The organism is Spirulina major PCC 6313, from assembly GCF_001890765.1.
GTDB lineage: Bacteria > Cyanobacteriota > Cyanobacteriia > Cyanobacteriales > Spirulinaceae > Spirulina > Spirulina major.
On record NZ_KV878783.1, the window covers coordinates 4,480,923 to 4,497,641 of the forward strand.

16 protein-coding genes are annotated in these 16,719 nt (G+C 50.8%); 13 read left to right on the plus strand and 3 right to left on the minus strand.

All coding sequences use genetic code 11. From position 1 onward, the window contains the following. Positions 1–156: 156 nt before the first annotated feature. Positions 157–3,069 carry a DUF4347 domain-containing protein gene (locus SPI6313_RS24535; protein ID WP_342751678.1) on the minus strand — a complete coding sequence of 971 codons (2,913 nt, stop codon included), beginning with the start codon at positions 3,067–3,069 and terminating at the stop codon, positions 157–159. Between the two features lie 6 nt (positions 3,070–3,075). Between SPI6313_RS24535 and SPI6313_RS24135 the strand changes: the two genes are divergently transcribed. Both SPI6313_RS24135 and SPI6313_RS24140 read left to right on the plus strand, forming a co-directional pair. Next, positions 3,076–3,765, plus strand: coding sequence for a transposase (locus tag SPI6313_RS24135; RefSeq protein ID WP_217650684.1), 690 nt, complete (start codon positions 3,076–3,078; stop codon positions 3,763–3,765). A 180-nt stretch (positions 3,766–3,945) separates the two neighbouring features. Continuing rightward, entirely contained in the window at positions 3,946–4,305 is a 360-nt protein-coding gene (locus SPI6313_RS24140; RefSeq protein WP_217650686.1) for a hypothetical protein, read from the plus strand. Between the two features lie 362 nt (positions 4,306–4,667). Here SPI6313_RS24140 and SPI6313_RS19915 read toward each other — a convergent pair whose 3' ends face one another. Together SPI6313_RS19915 and SPI6313_RS19920 are read right to left on the minus strand one after the other, a co-directional pair. Then, a complete protein-coding gene (locus SPI6313_RS19915; protein WP_072622562.1) occupies positions 4,668–5,648 on the minus strand; it encodes a choice-of-anchor Q domain-containing protein in 981 nt (326 codons plus the stop codon). Between the two features lie 209 nt (positions 5,649–5,857). Continuing rightward, on the minus strand, positions 5,858–7,540 hold the full coding sequence (locus SPI6313_RS19920) for a DUF4347 domain-containing protein (RefSeq protein ID WP_072622563.1): 1,683 nt from the start codon (positions 7,538–7,540) through the stop codon (positions 5,858–5,860). A 236-nt stretch (positions 7,541–7,776) separates the two neighbouring features. On the opposite strand from SPI6313_RS19920, the gene cysS reads away from it, so the two are divergent. The 11 genes from cysS (at position 7,777) to SPI6313_RS23135 (ending at position 16,696) form a co-directional block, all read left to right on the plus strand. Beyond that, positions 7,777–9,219, plus strand: coding sequence for a cysteine--tRNA ligase (gene cysS, locus SPI6313_RS19925; RefSeq protein WP_072622564.1), 1,443 nt, complete (start codon positions 7,777–7,779; stop codon positions 9,217–9,219). A gap of 206 nt (positions 9,220–9,425) precedes the next feature. Then, the gene (locus SPI6313_RS19930; protein ID WP_072622565.1) at positions 9,426–9,755 is read left to right on the plus strand and encodes a hypothetical protein; all 330 of its coding nucleotides are present in this window, start codon (positions 9,426–9,428) and stop codon (positions 9,753–9,755) included. 64 nt (positions 9,756–9,819) lie between these two features. Beyond that, positions 9,820–10,092: a hypothetical protein gene (locus SPI6313_RS19935; protein ID WP_217650687.1), complete on the plus strand. Its 273-nt coding sequence runs from the start codon at positions 9,820–9,822 to the stop codon at positions 10,090–10,092. Between the two features lie 47 nt (positions 10,093–10,139). After that, positions 10,140–10,358, plus strand: a complete 219-nt coding sequence (locus SPI6313_RS23130) for a hypothetical protein (protein ID WP_139276707.1) — start codon at positions 10,140–10,142, stop codon at positions 10,356–10,358. Between the two features lie 25 nt (positions 10,359–10,383). Then, the gene (locus SPI6313_RS19940; RefSeq protein WP_139276708.1) at positions 10,384–10,734 is read left to right on the plus strand and encodes a hypothetical protein; all 351 of its coding nucleotides are present in this window, start codon (positions 10,384–10,386) and stop codon (positions 10,732–10,734) included. A gap of 50 nt (positions 10,735–10,784) precedes the next feature. Further along, positions 10,785–11,141 (plus strand): SH3 domain-containing protein, encoded by a 357-nt coding sequence (locus SPI6313_RS19945; protein WP_072622568.1) that lies wholly within the window; start codon positions 10,785–10,787, stop codon positions 11,139–11,141. 38 nt (positions 11,142–11,179) lie between these two features. Next, positions 11,180–11,698 carry a hypothetical protein gene (locus SPI6313_RS19950; RefSeq protein WP_217650688.1) on the plus strand — a complete coding sequence of 173 codons (519 nt, stop codon included), beginning with the start codon at positions 11,180–11,182 and terminating at the stop codon, positions 11,696–11,698. A 738-nt stretch (positions 11,699–12,436) separates the two neighbouring features. After that, entirely contained in the window at positions 12,437–12,970 is a 534-nt protein-coding gene (locus SPI6313_RS19960; RefSeq protein WP_072622569.1) for a transposase, read from the plus strand. 330 nt (positions 12,971–13,300) lie between these two features. Beyond that, entirely contained in the window at positions 13,301–13,603 is a 303-nt protein-coding gene (locus SPI6313_RS19965) for a hypothetical protein (protein ID WP_139276710.1), read from the plus strand. A 50-nt stretch (positions 13,604–13,653) separates the two neighbouring features. Then, positions 13,654–16,212 carry a leucine--tRNA ligase gene (gene leuS, locus SPI6313_RS19970; protein WP_072622571.1) on the plus strand — a complete coding sequence of 853 codons (2,559 nt, stop codon included), beginning with the start codon at positions 13,654–13,656 and terminating at the stop codon, positions 16,210–16,212. 235 nt (positions 16,213–16,447) lie between these two features. Further along, a complete protein-coding gene (locus tag SPI6313_RS23135) occupies positions 16,448–16,696 on the plus strand; it encodes a hypothetical protein (RefSeq protein ID WP_139276711.1) in 249 nt (82 codons plus the stop codon). The last annotated feature ends 23 nt before the right edge of the window (positions 16,697–16,719 follow it).

Consider the following 16,719-nt stretch of genomic DNA (forward strand, 5'->3'; position numbering starts at 1 on the left):
AGGGTTGAAATGCCTTGGGTCAGAGGCCATTTCAGCGTAAAAGCCAGGCGAATTAGAGACACCCAATGTCTGCCCATAAACCCTAGGATGACTGGACAATTCTCATCGCCCAGTCGCCTAACTTTGAAAATCATCAATGACGTTGAGCGACAAGATTTAAAAACTGCTGAAGGGCAGAAACTGCGCACCGTCCCCATCGTTATCATTCATCGGCAGACAGTCTTCATCAAGGTCGATTCCATCAGTCGCATTGAGGTCTTCTTCGATTTGTTCCCCGTCTTCTTCGTCGTCTTTTTCGAGTTCGATTTCTGGGATAGTTTGACAACTATTACTTCGCAGGAATTCATCAGTTAGATTCTCGGTTTCTTCTTGAGAATCGAAGAGATCGGCATTAAAAGCAGTAGCAGCAGCAGCAGCAACAGGAGGATTGGGATCAACCGCCCCAAATTCATAGGCTCCGATATCCACCTTGCCGTTAAAAATCCCCGGAATAAAGCCCCGTTGATCCCCACTATTGCGAATGCTGGGGACTAAGCCATTATTCCCCGCGTCAATGGCCGGGCTACCGGCCAAGAGGGCGTGGGTTTGGGTGGGGCCGCCGTTATTGGCCAGAGGGCCGAGTTTAGGGTCAACGCCGATGATGTTGTTGCTGCCGGTAATGGTTGCTCCGGTAGAGTCTTCAATCAGGCTGTTAGTGGCAGTTATCGTTCCTCCCGCTCTTAAATCTGGTGCGGTGCCGTTGTCGGTGTTGTTGGCAACAATACTGTTTGTTAAGGTGATGTTGCCGTTTTCCGCAAACAAACCACCACCAACGTTACCAGCACTATTACCACTCACTGTACTGTTCGTTAAGGTGATGTTGTTGTGTCTCGCAAACAAACCACCACCAACGTTACCAGCACTATTACCACTCACTGTACTGTTCGTTAAGGTGATCTTGCCGTATGCCGCAAGCAAGCCACCACCAACGTCGTTACGAGCACTATTACCACTCACTGTACTGTTCGTTAATGTGATGTTGCCGTATAGCGCAACCAAACCACCACCACTACCAGCACTATTACCACTCACTGTACTGTTCGTTAAGGTGATGTTGCCGTTTCTCACAAACAAACCACCACTATAACCAGCACTATTACCACTCACTGTACTGTTCGTTAATGTGATGTTATTTCTCACAAACAAACCACCACCAGTGTTAACAGCATTAACACTCCCATTCTGAATGGTTATATTCTCAATCGTCGCATTGGTTGCCGAGATATTGAAGACCCGCGAATTTCCTCCCCCATCGACAACAATTTTGCTCCCTCCATCCAGTGTTAAATTATTCGTTGCCCAAAGAATCTCTCCATTGGTTCCTGATCCTGTCCCTGCAAGGGTAATTGTCCCACTCACCCCAAACGTAATCATGTCTCCTGCTGCTGCATCGACTTGAATCCGTTGTCGCAACGACCCTGCCCCTGTATTATTTAAATTGGATACTGTTAATGTAGCTAATTTCCCATCCCATCCTGAAAGCGTCTCTGCCTCAAAAGGATTGCCTGCTTCTATACTTCCCGTGCTGGCTTCTAACGTCCAATCACCGCCATAGTTCGCACTCCCCGTCGCATTCGTCGAAGCCGCCACATCCATCCCGGTGAGATTCGCCAAAGAACTGACCAACGCCTCGCCTGTGGCTCCCAACGCCGTGAAGCAACTGTACAGCAGTAAATCTGCACCTTCGCTAAGACTGGCTGACCACATCGCCAACTGTTGCGCCTGATCATTAACCGTCTCATCCGTAATCCAGGTATTCCCTAACCAGAAATTCCCCTCATTCCCCTCCGCTGTGATGCTCACCGCGTCCACTTGACCACCCTCGGCGGCGATGTCTGCGAGTTCTGCGGTGATCACCTCAATGCCGTTTTCGTCGCGGTCGATGATTTTAGCGATCGTTCCTGCTGCACCACCATAGAGCAAGTCATAGGGATTATCGGCGCGGGAGTCAATCACGCTTAACGTGTTGGTTCCACCTGCTTCCGGGAGACGTACAACCGTTGTGTCGCCTTCGACTAAGGCCGGGTCGGTGACTTTAACCTGATTGGCGGCGATCAGATTGACATTTTCCGCCGTGACCCGGTTTGCGATCGCTACCTCCCCATCCACAACCTGCATCTGAGACCCCACCAGCCACAGTTCACCGTTTTCAGTGCGGACGACTTCGTTCGCCATGCCGAGGCTGTGGCTGCCGTTGAGATAGCTGGGCAGGTCTGCGGCGCGGATGCCTAGGGGGGTATTGGGTTGAACCTCATCGACGGCCAGAGCATCAAACAAGAAACTCAACACCATGCCCTCGTGTTTGAGGGCGACTTGGCTTTGGCCGGGGACGGCAGCGAGAGTAATGGTTCCATTGGGGGCGGCGATCGCTCCGGTGTTGATCACAGAGCCGCCCACCATCCAAAGGCTACCGCTATTGACGCTGAGGTCAGCGGTGTTGATGATTGCGCCGGGTTGAGCAGAGTCAAAGATGAGGCTGCTGGGGTTGCCGATTAATGTGGCGTAGTCGTTGCCCCCCACAGCGTTAAAGAATGCATCACCAAACCCGATCCGGTTGGCGGTGGTGACTCCGAAACTGCCGGGAACGTCGAGGCTGGCTCCGTTGGTGAAGACCCATCCGGCAGGATTCATCAGGAATAAATTAGAGTTGCCGCCAGAGAGTCGGATTAAGCCCTCGATGATGCTCGGATCACCGCCGACAACTCGACCCACGACATTTTGAATGGCGGGGTTACTGAGGAAATCAGCGATTTCGCTCGGTTGTAAGCCGAATTGTTGAAAGGAATGAAATAAGTTCGCTCCGGCTTGGGTTCCGCCGCCGATGGTATAGGTGTTGCCGTTGTATTGGATGATGCTGCCAGTTCCATCGGGCGCGGGGGTAATGCTTTGGGCGATCGCATTTTGGGGAATGCCCAGAGAACCTAGGGTTAAGAGGGGAAGAAGGGTACGCTTCAGGTTTTGGGCTGATTGACTGACAAAAGAAGTGGTAGGGATAGCTAAAGAGGTTGCCCTGACTGAAATACAGAGAATTAAGAAATGGGAGTCAGTCCTCTAGAATTGAGTTACCACAACAAAACTCTGGAGAACTGTGAAAAAAACTCCCAAATTTACAATGCCCTGAAAACCTGGTTGGGTCAAGACATCCCCTGGGCGCATCTGAGCCACCTGACTACCTGCATCTGGATGGTCATCGCCGTCATCCAAACCGGAGCAGTCAACCTCACGAAATGGCTGCCGTATCTGCCCTGTCGAGGATTGTTTGCCCAAAGTAAACAGCGGCGAGTCCGACGCTGGCTGGGCAATAGCCGCATCAATATTCATCGACTCTACAAACCCATCATCAAAGCCGCCTTAGCCGATTGGCAGGATGAGGTGATGTACCTGAGCTTAGACACCTCACTATTTTGGGATGAGTATTGTCTGATTCGGGTGGCTGTGGTGCATCGCGGTCGTGCTTTACCCCTAGGCTGGCGTGTGTTGGCTCATCCCAGTGCCTCGGTTGCCGCCAACACCTACCGAGAACTGCTCCAAGATGTCGCTCGACTCCTACCGCAAGGGGTGAAGGTGGTGCTGCTGGCTGACCGTGGCTTTGTGCAGACGGAGACTATGACGCTGGTGCGCACCTTCGGCTGGCATTATCGCATCCGCATCAAAAGCAATACCTGGCTTTGGCACTCTGCCAAGGGCTGGAGACCAACCAAAAGCGTTTCATCTCAAACCCGGTGAAGCCCTCTGCTGGCACAACGTCAAACTTCACAAAGGTGGAATGGTATGGTCCGGTTCATGTCATTTTCGGTCGCAACAATGTCAATGGCGAGTTTTGGGCGGTTGTCAGTGATGAACCGACCCACCTCCAGACTTTTGCTGAGTATGGTCTCCGGTTTGATATCGAGGAGGCGTTTCTCGATGAACAGTCTGGGGGGTTGGCACCTCCAATCTTCCCAACTTCGCTCAGTTTGTGTTCTTTCCCGTCTCTGCTTCATTCTGGCTCTGGCGACTCTCTATGTCTCAGCTCAGGGTCTTGAGGTTGTCCAATCGGGCAAGCGTCGCTGGGTTGACCCCCATTGGTTTCGCGGCAATAGCTATTTTCGTATCGGTCTTGAGTGGATTCGTACTGCTCTCCTTGAGGGCTGGCGCTTGATTCGGCTTGTTGCTTTCTTTTCTAATTCTGACCCTGAACCGGCTATGGCTTCTCGTCCTCAGCATCGGCAACGCTCTTATCGCCTTGAATTCCAGTTTTGCTCTTTTTCTTACTCCCCTGACTGAATCTTTTGTCCGTCAATCAGGGTTTTGGGAGAATATCATCACGCTTTAGGAATTGTTAATAAGTAACAGAGTCAGCGCGACATAATGACTCAAGACACTGGGAGTATGCCAAACTTTGCCGCAAAATACAATGTCAGGATATACCATTTTAAAATTCGCTTTGACCAAGAGCTGCGTTTGTTATGAGCGATCGCCTTTCCCTTGCACCGATCGCCGATCGTTCCATTGGATCAGAGGAAATTTCAACCCAAAAGTAAGGAGGGTTGAGGACACCGAATGTCTGCCCCAAAACCCTGACTGGACAATTCTCATCGCCCAGTCGCCTAACTTTGAAAATCATCAATGACGTTGAGCGACAAGATTTAAAAACTGCTGAAGGGCAGAAACTGCGCACCGTCCCCATCGTTATCATTCATCGGCAGACAGTCTTCATCAAGGTCGATCCCATCAGTCGCATTGAGGTCTTCTTCGATTTGTTCCCCGTCTTCTTCGTCGTCTTTTTCGAGTTCGATTTCTGGGATAGTTTGACAACTATTAGACTTCAAAAACTCATCGGTGAGATTCTCGGTTTCTTCTTGAGAATCAAAGAGATCGGCATCAATAGTGGTACTGTTCGCAGCAGCAGCAGTAGTAGCAGCAGCAACAGCAGCAACAGCAGCAACAGGAGGATTTGGATCAACCGCCCCAAATTCATAGGCTCCGATATCCACTGTGCCATTAAAAATCCCCGGAATGAAGCCCCGCTGATCCCCGCTGTTGCGAATGCCGGGGACTAGGCCATTATTCCCGGCATCAATGGCCGGGCTACCGGCCAAGAGGGCATGGGTTTGGGTGGGGCCGCCATTATTGGCGAGGGGGCCAAGTTGGGGGTCAACACCGATGATGTTGTTGCTGCCGGTAATTGTTGCTCCGGTGGAGTCTTCAATCAGGCTGTTAGTGGCAGTTATCGTTCCGAACGCTTTTAAATCCGGTGCGGTGCCGTTGTCGGTGTTGTTGGCAACGATACTGTTCGTTAAGGTGATGTTGCCCGCATACAAACCACCACCCCGATTATTAGAACTATTGCCACTCACTGTACTGTTCGTTAATGTGGTAGTGCCGCCGTCCGCATACAAACCACCACCGTCACCACCAGCACTATTGCCACTCACTGTACTGTTCGTTAATGTGATATTGCCGTTCGCCCACAAACCACCGCCAGGACCATTATTACCAGCACTATTGCCACTCACTGTACTGTTCGTTAATGTGATATTGCCGTTCGCATACAAACCACCACCACTATTACCAGCACTATTGCTACTCACTGTGCTGTTCGTTAATGTGATGTTGTTCGCACGCAAACCACCACCAGGACCACCAGCACTATTGCCACTCACTGTACTGTTCGTTAATGTGATGTCGTTTCTCGCAAGCAAACCACCACCAGAACCACCAGCACTCCCCCCTGAAATCGTCAGATTTTGAATCGTCGTGGTTCCTGTGTTTGCCGTACTCTCAAAAATTTGGAACGTATTGTTACCCTGAACCGTTGACCCATTGCCATCAATCGTCAGGTCGGCTTGTGCCCATGTAATGTTTGAAATCCTGCTCCTGCTGCCAAGGTGACAGTCCGCGCCGAATCAAACAGAATCAAGTCCCCAGCCGTTGCCGCTCCAATCTCAACCCGCAGGGTTCCCGCCGTATTATCATCTGCGGAACTCGTCACTGTTCGGGTTGCCAACTTCCCATCCCAAACACTGAGGGTAAGATCACTAAACGGTGTGAGGACTTCAATGTTTCCCGTGCTGCTTTCTAAGACCCAATCACCGCCATAGTTTGCGCTCCCCGTCGCATTCGTCGAAGCCGCTACATCCGCCCCCGTCAAACTCGCCAAGGAAGTCATCAGCGCGTCACCCGTCGCCCCCAATGCCGTGAAGCAACTGTAGAGCAGTAAATCCGCGCTATCGGTCAACGCCTCACGCCACGCCACAAGTTGAGCGCTGTAGTCCTCAACCGACTCATCCGTAATCCAGGCATTCCCTAACCAGAAATTCCCCTCGTTCCCCTCGGCTGTGATGCTCACCGCGTCGAGTTTGCCACCGTCTGCGGCGATGTCTGCGAGTTCTGCGGTGATCACTTCAATGCCGTTTTCGTCGCGGTCGATGATTTTAGCGATCGTGCCTGCTGCGCCACCATAGAGCAACGCTTCCGGGTTATCGGCGAGGGAGTCAATCACACTTAACGTGTTGGTTCCTCCCGCTTCGGGTAGACGCACAACCGTTGTGTCGCCTTCGACTAAAGCCGGGTTAGCAACTTGCACCCGACCCGCTGCAATCAGATTGACATTTTCCGCCGTGACCCAGTTTGAGATCGCTACCTCCCCATCCACAACCTGCATCTGAGACCCCACCAGCCACAGTTCACCGTTTTCAGTGCGGACGACTTCGTTCGCCGTGCCGAGGCTGTGGCTGCCGTTGAGATAGCTGGGCAGGTCTGCGGCGCGGATGCCTAGGGGGGTATTGGGTTGAACCTCATCGACGGCCAAAGCATCAAACAAGAAACTCAACACCATGCCCTCGTGCTTGAGGGTGACTTGGCTTTGGCCGGGGACGGCAGCGAGGGTAATGGTTCCATTGGGGGCGGCGATCGCTCCGGTGTTGATCACAGAACCGCCCACCATCCAAAGGCTACCGTTATTGACGCTGAGGTCGGCGGTGTTGATGATTGCGCCGGGTTGAGCGCTGTCAAAGATGAGGCTGCTGGGGTTGCCGATTAATGTGGCGTAGTCGTTGCCCCCCACAGCGTTAAAGAAGGCATCACCAAACCCGATCCGGTTGGCGGTGGTGACTCCGAAACTGCTGGGAACATCAAGACTCGCCCCGTTGGTGAAGACCCAGCCGGCGGGATTCATCAGGAATAAATTAGAGTTGCCGCCGGATAGCCGAATGAGTCCCTCGATGACGCTGGGGTCACCGCCGACAACGCGACCCACGACATTTTGAATGGCGGGATTACTGAGGAAATCAGCGATTTCGCTGGGTTGTAAGCCAAATTGTTGGAACGAGTGAAATAAGTTCGCTCCGGCTTGAGTGCCGCCGCCGATGGTGTAGGTGTTGCCGTTGTAGTGGATGATGCTGCCAGTGCCATCGGGCGCGGGGGTGATGCTTTGAGCGATCGCAACTTGAGGAATACCTAAAGAACCTAGGGTTAAGAGGGGAAAAATGGCATGCTTTAGGTTTTGGGGAAATATCATTACGCTTGAGAAATTATGAATCGTAAAAAGTCAGCGCAACATAACGACTCAAGACACCGGAAGTATGCCAAACTTTTCAGCGAAATACAATTTTTTTTTCTACATGGGTAGTTTTTTAGCGTTCGTTGTGCTCAATTGCGGCGCTGGTGATGTGCGATCGCGCTTCAGAATGCACAGGGATTGAGAGGGCGATCGCTCCATAGGATAAGATTTACTTTTGCCTTGACCCTACCGCCATGACCTTAACACTCTACAATACCCAAACTCGCAGCGAAACCCTGTTTACTCCCCTGGAGCCGGGCGTTGTCACCTTCTATTGTTGTGGGGTGACGGTGTACGATGCCTGTCATTTGGGCCATGGGCGATCGTACATTGTTTGGGATGTGTTGCGGCGATATCTGCAATGGCGAGGCTATCAGGTGCGATATGTGCAAAACTTCACGGATATTGATGACAAGATTTTGCAGCGGGCCGAGCAGGATGGGGTGACGATGGAGGCGGTGAGCGATCGCTACATTGCCGAATATTTCCAAGACATGGATCGCCTCAATATTCTCCGCGCCGATGCCTATCCCCGCGTCACCGAACATATCCCCCAAATCTGCGACCTGATCGCCACCCTCATCGATCGCGGTCTCGCCTACGCTGCCGGGGGCGATGTCTACTACAGCGTTGAGCATTTCCCCAGCTACGGCAAACTCTCCGGCCGTAAGTTAGCCGATCTGCAAGCCGGGGCCGGGGGCCGCGTCAGCACCGATGAACCCGGAAAAAAGCGCCACCCCTTTGACTTTGCCCTCTGGAAAGCCGCGAAACCGGGCGAACCCTCCTGGGAGTCTCCCTGGGGAGCAGGGCGGCCTGGTTGGCATATTGAATGCTCGGCGATGGTGAAGTCAATTTTGAGCGATACCATCGACATTCACACCGGGGGCAGTGATTTGATTTTCCCCCACCACGAAAACGAAATCGCTCAATCCGAAGGAGCTACCTCGCAACCGCTGGCCCACTATTGGCTGCATAACGGCATGGTGAAAATTGGCGGCGATAAGATGTCGAAATCCCTGCAAAATTTCGTCACGATTCAAAATTTTCTCGAACGTTACCCTGACCCGATGGTGTTGCGGTTGTTCGTTCTTCAAGCGCAGTATCGCAAGCCGTTGGATTTCACGGAGGAGGCGATCGCATCGGCGGAAAATGCCTGGCACACCCTCAAGGATGGGCTACGGTTTGGCCTGGAGTATGGCGATCGCTTGGGCTGGCATCAACCCGATCGCCGCGAGACCGACTACACCCGCCGCTTCCGCTCCGTGATGGATCAAGACATCAACACGCCCAACGGATTAGCGGTTTTATTTGAATTGGCGAAGGAGTTACGGCGGGTGAAAAATATCCTCGTTCACGAGGGCGAAATGCCCAGCAACACGGGGGATCTTGAAGCCCAGTGGCGAACCTTGGTAGAGTTGGCGGGGGTGTTGGGGTTGGATGCGACCTTGAACGATGGCGAACCGGCCGAGGTGTCTGGGTTGAGTGATGGGGAGATTGACGGCTGGATCGCCCAACGGACGGCGGCCCGAAACGCGAAGAATTTTGCCGAGAGCGATCGCATTCGTGACCACCTCAAAGCCCAAGGCATCGTTTTAGTCGATACACCCACCGGCACAACCTGGCATCGCGAGGCCTAACCTCCCAGAACTGACGCACATTCTTGCCCCAATTCTTCACCCCTAACCCCACTCCCACCGGGCTACTGTTCATCCAGAAATGGATTGACTTTTTCCGACCTTTTCAGACTTGACAGTCGCAACCTTGCGGCTCAAGCTGGTGGATAGGGCTTTTGGGAAGAGGATTTAGGGTCGGGTTAATATCCAGTGTTTTGGAGGTTAGCGGTATGGATGAGGTGGTGCGGAAGGTGGCGGCGTTGGGGTTGCCGGGGATCATCCTAGTGGTGACGATGGCAACGACGGGTTTAGCCGGGGCGGCGGCGATTACGGCGGCGTTGGCTTTTCTGGGGCCGGGGGGGATATTGGGAGGAATTGCCCTCTTGGGGGTGACGGGTTTAATCACCGATGCCCTGACAAAGGTGGGCATTGAGCAGTTTTTGCTAAATATCTATCAACATCGCTCTAAAACCGAGGCGCGATCGGCTTTGCTTCGAGAAATTGATCGGTTGCCCATCTCCAAAGATTTGGCGCGATCGCTCAAGGACAATTTATCTTGATTAGGTTATAAATAACATGAAATATCACAAAATCATTTCTTGCTTAACATCTGTTTTGCTGTCCATGAATATTTTGTTGATCAGTATTCCTGGGCTAACTCAGGATAGTTCAACAGCAGCACAACATCGCCCGATACAGAAAAATTTAACTCACGCAATTGAGAAAAGAGTCATTAAAGAAACTGTGACTCATGCTCCACAAATTGGGAAAGCGATCATTCAACATCCCAAAACAACGGTGAAGGTTGTTAAAACAGGGTATGAAGTTTACCGTGATTACAAAAAAGTCAGTCAGGGTGTAAAACAGGTAACATCACGGCTATCTCAGAGTGATTAAAATATAATTACCGAAAAGCTGATTTTTTGTTAAATAAGGACTCAATCATGCAAACTATTAAACGAATCATTCTCTCTGTCATCGCTTGTTGCCTCATCTGGACAATTGCCCAGCCTGCACTGGCAACCAAAGCAGTAGGATCACCAAGTCATGGCTATTATTGGTTACTAACTGATAATGGTCGCTGGCAATGTCGTTCAACATCTAACCCACGCATCCAGCCTCATAAGAAATGTATCGAAGCTGGAGCAATCAAGCCTCAGTAAAGTTAACCCTTTACTTCTAAAACTCATGAATCTATTTTTCTGGATTAATTCAATCTTCTTGCTGAGTCAATCAACTGCTGAATCAGCATTAGCTTGCAAACCCATTGGCACTGCTGAGTTGATCTTGATTGTTAGTTTGCTTGCTGGTCTTTTTACCTTAATTGCTACTGCTGCACCAGGTGCAATTACTCTGGGTACTGGAGGGCTTTTTGCAAAAATGGCTTTACCTGGTGTTCTTGCTAAAATTATTGCCAGCTTAGGAGTCGGAGCTTCAATGACACAAATTATAATTCCTTTAAAAGGGTTCCTTGAAATAGCAGCCGTCGTCAAGGTTGTAGATGCAATCAAAGCTATCCTAGAGTGTTATTCACCTTGAGGTCATATTTTGTTCAAATATGCTTTCACCTATTTCAGAAACTCTTTACCATGAAAAGACAAATCAAAAATATTCTAGGCTTTACGACAAGCGCGATCGCTGTGCTAAGTTTAACCACTAGCGGAACCGTCAGCCAAGCTCAAACACAAACAGAACCCATTCAAACCATTGCCCAAGCTAATCCAGTGGTTCATTGTTTGGTTGTCAACATTGAACGAGGACAGTTAGCCGTTCGCCGCCGTCCCAATGGAGAAGCAATTGCGGGGCTAGATAATGATAATTTAGTTCGGTTTATTGATCATCAAGATATGTGGTATTACATTCGCGTAGTTCGTGGCCCTAATCCACGAGTGAATGGAATTGAAGGATGGGTAAATAGTCACTATGTTGAGTGTGCCTGGGATTAGTATTTAAGTCAGTTTTAATCTAAAAATCACGAGGAATCATGAAAAAACGGTTATTTTTGAAATCCGCCTTGGCTTTATTTTCGACGGTTGTAGGCTTGAATATTTTTGCGATCGCAATTGCAAGACCTGCTGTTCCTTTTGGCTGGATTCTCGTTAATGTTGCCGCAGTAGATGGTCTGATGGGAGGACGACTTGAGGTTCCTGATAGAAATACAACGGTTGACGCGGGAGGTGGTTTACGGCGCTATGATGTTCACATTGCTAAAATGTTTGAAATCACCTACTACTCTTGCCAAGAAGCTCGGCGCGATGGATATGAATTTAATGGGTATTCTTGGGATTATTCGGCGGGTAATGGCTCAATCGATATGGGACGATTTCCGATCACTTGTCGTTTAGCTCAAGATATTGTCACCGCCTATGGTTTAGGCAATCCAGAACGAACCGAAATCACCTATTATCGTGCTGATAACGTTGTAAATATTCCAACTCTGAATATTGTAGGTGGCAAAGTTGATCGGTGGCGGCAATTTACACACAATTTTTTACCCCGTTAGATTTGGATATTTACATACTCAAGAAATTCTTAGGAGATTAAAATGAAAAAACTTCTCATTAGTTTGGCACTCGGACTCATTACAACAGGTTTAGCTCTAACAACAGCACAAGCACAATATCGTACACATTGTTTTGCTCACTTAACCGCAAGCGATCGCAATGCTCGTAGATCGCAATGCTCGTATTACCTTACGCTCAGGCCCAGGAACACAGACACGAAACCTCGGTTATGGTTTAGTTAATGACTTTGTTTACTTAATTACAGACAGTCCTCCAGAATTAGAGTATGTTGTTGATCGTGCTGGTTATACATGGTATCGCGTTGAATTTTCTGAAAGCAGGGCCAAGGGGTGGATTAGGAGTGATTTTTTAAACATTCGATGTCACCACACCGAAGATTAATCAATAAGCACGAATTGATGGGGTGAGTGAAAACAGTGGGGGGCGGGGTTGGCGTGGGGCGAAAAATTTTTCGCCCCTACAATTTTTAATTGAAAAAATAGGTTGGAATTGGTAATGATCCCAATTAGCACTGAATTTAAGATAATGCTTTCTTGGTGCTGCTGGTTAACAGGGAAGGAGGCAAAACCTCCAAGCGGGTATGACTTAGCAGAGCCAAGCAACAAGGGAAATGGAAAATTTGATTAAATAATGGAAAATTTGATTAAATAACCGTAGGGGCGAAAAATTTTTCGCCCCCATAACCTCAGCGATCCACGACTAAATCCCCGCTGCTGATGCCCTATAACCCACAGATCCATCATCGCCAATCTATCCGGCTGCGGGGCTATGACTATAGCCAGATGGGGGCATACTTTCTTACCCTTTGCACCCACAACCGAGAATGCTTTTTTGGAAGAATCACCAACAACATCATGCACCTCAACTCCGCTGGGCAAATCACCCAACAATGTTGGCAACAAATCCCTACCCATTTTCCCCATGTTCAACTTGACCAGTTCATCATTATGCCTAACCACATTCACGGCATTATTTGGATTGTTAACCCCCCCACCGTAGGGGCGAAAAATTTTTCGCCCCAATCTTCGCCCCAACCCCAAGGCACATCAAAAACCATTGGTTCCATTGTTCGAGGTTTTAAAATTGGTGTCACTAAATGGATGCGACAAAACACCTCTATTTACCAAATTTGGCAACGCAATTATTGGGAACGCATTATCCGTAGTGAGCCTGAATTACACCAGATTCGAGAATATATCCAAAACAACCCCCAACAATGGGAAACCGACCAGTTATACCCACCCTTCTAAACAAAATTGAAGAGAGGCTTTGAATGGGAGGCAAGCCCCGCGTGGGGGCGAAAAATCTTTCGCCCCTACAATTTAGGGGGAAGATCTAGGGTTAACGTCATGTCGCGCTCCACAACACTGGCCCCAAAACCCCGCCCTCGTTGAGGCGATCGCCCCCTTAAACTCATGACTCCTACCCAATCCGAGCAGCAAAATTAGCCCCCCCAGCATTCGCTATCCGTCAAGACAGTATTAATCTTTGTAAAAACTGGCACACCCATTCATAAAATCCCCCCTTAGCTCTGGAAAGACTAGATAGAACGTCCACTGTATTTCTGGGGTGGGTTAATCATGTCGAGTGCAACCTGTAGCGGTCACGCCTCCTGTCCGAAGTGCGAAAAATACACCATGATTCGGGAGAGTGAGAAAGTTTTTAAATGTCTCAATTGCGACTTTAAAAAGGATTTTTCACCCCCCAAACCTCAAAAACCGCTGCCGATCTTCGCTATTTTGATCATTGGTGGCGGTCTCGTTGTGTTTTTAAACTTTCTCCACGAAACCCGCGATCATCACACTCCCTACGATCGCCAAACGCCCCAAGCGATCGCGCCCCTTTCTAGCCCAGCCGCCAAGATCGCCCCACAAACCGCATAAAATAAGAGTCCAGTACAGTGTTAGGACACCATCCCGTAGGAGCAGTAACCGTGGAATCCCGCTATCAAGCCGATGCGATCGAATCAAAATGGCAACAGTATTGGGCTGAACAGGGGTTAGACCAGACATCAACCGACCCCAGCAAGCCGAAATTTTACGCCCTGTCTATGTTTCCCTACCCCTCCGGGAATCTGCACATGGGCCATGTGCGCAACTATGTCATTACCGATGTGATCGCCCGCTTGAAGCGGATGCAAGGGTATCGCGTGCTGCATCCGATGGGGTGGGATGCCTTTGGCTTACCGGCGGAAAATGCGGCGATCGATCGCGGCATTCCCCCGGCGGATTGGACATTACAGAACATCGCCCAGATGCGCGAGCAGTTGAAAGAGTTGGGGCTCTCGATTGATTGGGAGCGCGAGGTGGCCACCTGTGCGCCGGACTATTACCGTTGGACGCAATGGCTCTTTTTGCAATTTTTTGATAGTGGTTTGGCCTATCAAAAAGAGGCGGCGGTGAATTGGGACCCCATCGATCAAACGGTGCTCGCCAATGAGCAGGTGGACGCGGATGGCAATTCTTGGCGGTCTGGGGCGAAGGTGGAGCGGAAACTGTTGCGGCAGTGGTTTTTAAAAATTACCGACTATGCCGAAGCCCTGTTACAGGATTTAAACCAGCTTGATGGTTGGCCCGATCGCGTCAAACTGATGCAAGAAAACTGGATCGGCAAGTCCGTCGGGGCCTATTTAGAATTTCCCATCGTGGGCAGTGAGGAAAAAGTGGCGGTGTTCACGACGCGCCCCGATACGGTCTATGGTGTGACCTATGTGGTGTTGGCTCCGGAACATCCGTTAGTGCAGCAGGTGACGACGAGCGATCGCACCGCTGCCGTGGCCGCCTTCATCGCCGCCATGGCCACCACCAGCGAACAAGACCGCACCGCCGAAGACCGCCCCAAACGCGGCATCCCCACCGGGGGAATGGTGGTCAATCCCTTCACCGGGGAGGCAGTGCCGATCTGGATCGCGGATTATGTGCTGTATGAGTACGGTACAGGGGCCGTGATGGGGGTTCCCGCCCACGATACGCGGGACTTTATCTTTGCGACCCAGAATGAGTTACCGATTAAAACCGTGATTATTCCCGACGGGGGCGATAAAGACGAACCCTTGACGGCGGCCTATACCGAGCCGGGGATTATGGTGAATTCTGGCGCGTTCGACGGTACACCGTCCGTTGAGGGCAAGGGCAAGGCGATCGCCTTCGCCGAGGCCCAGGGCTACGGCAAAGCGCGGATTCAATACCGGCTGCGGGATTGGTTGATTTCGCGGCAACGGTATTGGGGTTGTCCGATTCCGGTGATCCATTGCCCCAGTTGTGGGACGGTTCCGGTTCCGGCGGATCAGTTGCCCGTGGAACTGCCCCGACAGGTGGAATTTTCGGGGCGTGGGCCGTCGCCCTTGGCGAAGATTGGCGATTGGGTGAATGTGCCTTGTCCCAGTTGCGGCGAACCGGCCCAGCGGGAAACGGATACGATGGACACCTTTATTGATTCGTCGTGGTATTTTCTGCGCTATACCGATGCGTTGAATGCGGAGACGGCGTTTAGTGCGGCGGCGGCCAATGATTGGATGGCGGTGGATCAATATGTGGGGGGAATTGAACACGCGATTTTACACCTGTTGTATTCGCGCTTTTTTACGAAGGTGTTGCGCGATCGCAACCTGATCACCGTCGATGAACCCTTTAAACGCCTCCTCACCCAAGGCATGGTACAGGGTCTCACCTACAAAAACCCCAAAACGAGCAAATACATCCCTTCAGATCTCGTCAACCCTGATGATCCCAAAGATCCCACCACGGGCGACCCGTTGGAAGTCTTTTACGAAAAAATGTCCAAATCGAAATACAACGGCGTAGACCCCAAAGCCGTTTTGGGCAAATATGGGGCGGATACGGCGCGGATGTTCATTCTTTTTAAAGCGCCGCCGGAAAAGGATTTGGAATGGGATGATGCGGATGTGGAGGGGCAATTCCGCTTTTTAAATCGGGTGTGGCGGTTGGTGCAGGAGTTTGCCGGGACGACGACCCAGGCGAGTAGCGGCGAATTAACCAAGGTAGAGAAGGAGTTACGGCGGGCGATTCATGGCGCGATCGCCGCCATTTCCGAAGACCTCGACGGCGATTATCAATTTAATACCGCCGTTTCGGAGTTGATGAAACTGAGCAACGCCCTCAACGATGCCACCTGTACTGCGTCCCCCGTCTACCGCGAAGGGATTCACACCCTCTTGCCGTTGCTCGCCCCCTTCGCCCCCCACCTCGCCGAAGAACTCTGGCACCAGTTGGGGCAATCCGGCTCAATCCATCAACAACCCTGGCCCGAAGCCGATCCCGATGCCTTAACCGTGGACGAAATTCCCTTAGTGGTGCAGGTGATGGGCAAAAAACGGGATCTGATCCAAGTCCCCGCCGGAGCGAGCAAAGCCGAACTCGAAGCCTATGCCCGCGCCTCGGACAAGGTGCAGAGCTATCTCCAAGGCAACGAGATCAAGAAGGTGATTATCGTGCCGGGCAAACTGGTGAATTTCGTGATTGTGCCGCGTTAACGGGCGTAAGGGTGACCGATTCATAAACACAGGCAAGGGGCTTAGGCCCCTTGTTTTCGTTGGGAGGCCATGCAGTGGTGAGCCGCCAAAATCCTGCTGCTGAGTGCGGAGAACCCGCCGCATCTGTCGGTTGTCCGCATCCGGATAATTTGAAACAAATTAGGGGAATTTATTTTTCCTGATGGTCACAAGAAACTCCGTATCAGGAAATAGATACCTGACACGGATGTTAATTATGTACAAGTACATTGTAGTCGTACTTTTGACCATTGTTTCAGTTCCCTTTGCCGGACTGAATAGTTTCGCTCAAGTCTCTGATCTTGAAACTCAGAATGCTCAACTGGTTTTTGAACCCTCAGAAACGTGTGGTGATCAGTGTAGCGATCGCGGCAGTGGCCGTCGTGATCAATACAAAGACACAGCAAACGAAATGAAGGAGCGAGGCAGTGGACGACTGGAAACAGACTCAAAAGATAGCAAATAAGGGCATCATTTAAACCAATCATC

What these genes read in the sequence shown, in the direction of transcription:
- SPI6313_RS24135 (WP_217650684.1), top strand. Translation starts at nt 3,076, where the DNA reads ATGGGAGTCAGTCCTCTAGAATTGAGTTACCACAACAAAACTCTGGAG.
- SPI6313_RS24140 (WP_217650686.1), top strand. Translation starts at nt 3,946, where the DNA reads ATGAACAGTCTGGGGGGTTGGCACCTCCAATCTTCCCAACTTCGCTCA.
- SPI6313_RS19920 (WP_072622563.1), bottom strand. Translation starts at nt 7,540, where the DNA reads ATGATATTTCCCCAAAACCTAAAGCATGCCATTTTTCCCCTCTTAACC.
- cysS (WP_072622564.1), top strand. Translation starts at nt 7,777, where the DNA reads ATGACCTTAACACTCTACAATACCCAAACTCGCAGCGAAACCCTGTTT.
- SPI6313_RS19930 (WP_072622565.1), top strand. Translation starts at nt 9,426, where the DNA reads ATGGATGAGGTGGTGCGGAAGGTGGCGGCGTTGGGGTTGCCGGGGATC.
- SPI6313_RS19935 (WP_217650687.1), top strand. Translation starts at nt 9,820, where the DNA reads ATGAATATTTTGTTGATCAGTATTCCTGGGCTAACTCAGGATAGTTCA.
- SPI6313_RS23130 (WP_139276707.1), top strand. Translation starts at nt 10,140, where the DNA reads ATGCAAACTATTAAACGAATCATTCTCTCTGTCATCGCTTGTTGCCTC.
- SPI6313_RS19940 (WP_139276708.1), top strand. Translation starts at nt 10,384, where the DNA reads ATGAATCTATTTTTCTGGATTAATTCAATCTTCTTGCTGAGTCAATCA.
- SPI6313_RS19945 (WP_072622568.1), top strand. Translation starts at nt 10,785, where the DNA reads ATGAAAAGACAAATCAAAAATATTCTAGGCTTTACGACAAGCGCGATC.
- SPI6313_RS19950 (WP_217650688.1), top strand. Translation starts at nt 11,180, where the DNA reads ATGAAAAAACGGTTATTTTTGAAATCCGCCTTGGCTTTATTTTCGACG.
- SPI6313_RS19960 (WP_072622569.1), top strand. Translation starts at nt 12,437, where the DNA reads ATGCCCTATAACCCACAGATCCATCATCGCCAATCTATCCGGCTGCGG.
- SPI6313_RS19965 (WP_139276710.1), top strand. Translation starts at nt 13,301, where the DNA reads ATGTCGAGTGCAACCTGTAGCGGTCACGCCTCCTGTCCGAAGTGCGAA.
- SPI6313_RS23135 (WP_139276711.1), top strand. Translation starts at nt 16,448, where the DNA reads ATGTACAAGTACATTGTAGTCGTACTTTTGACCATTGTTTCAGTTCCC.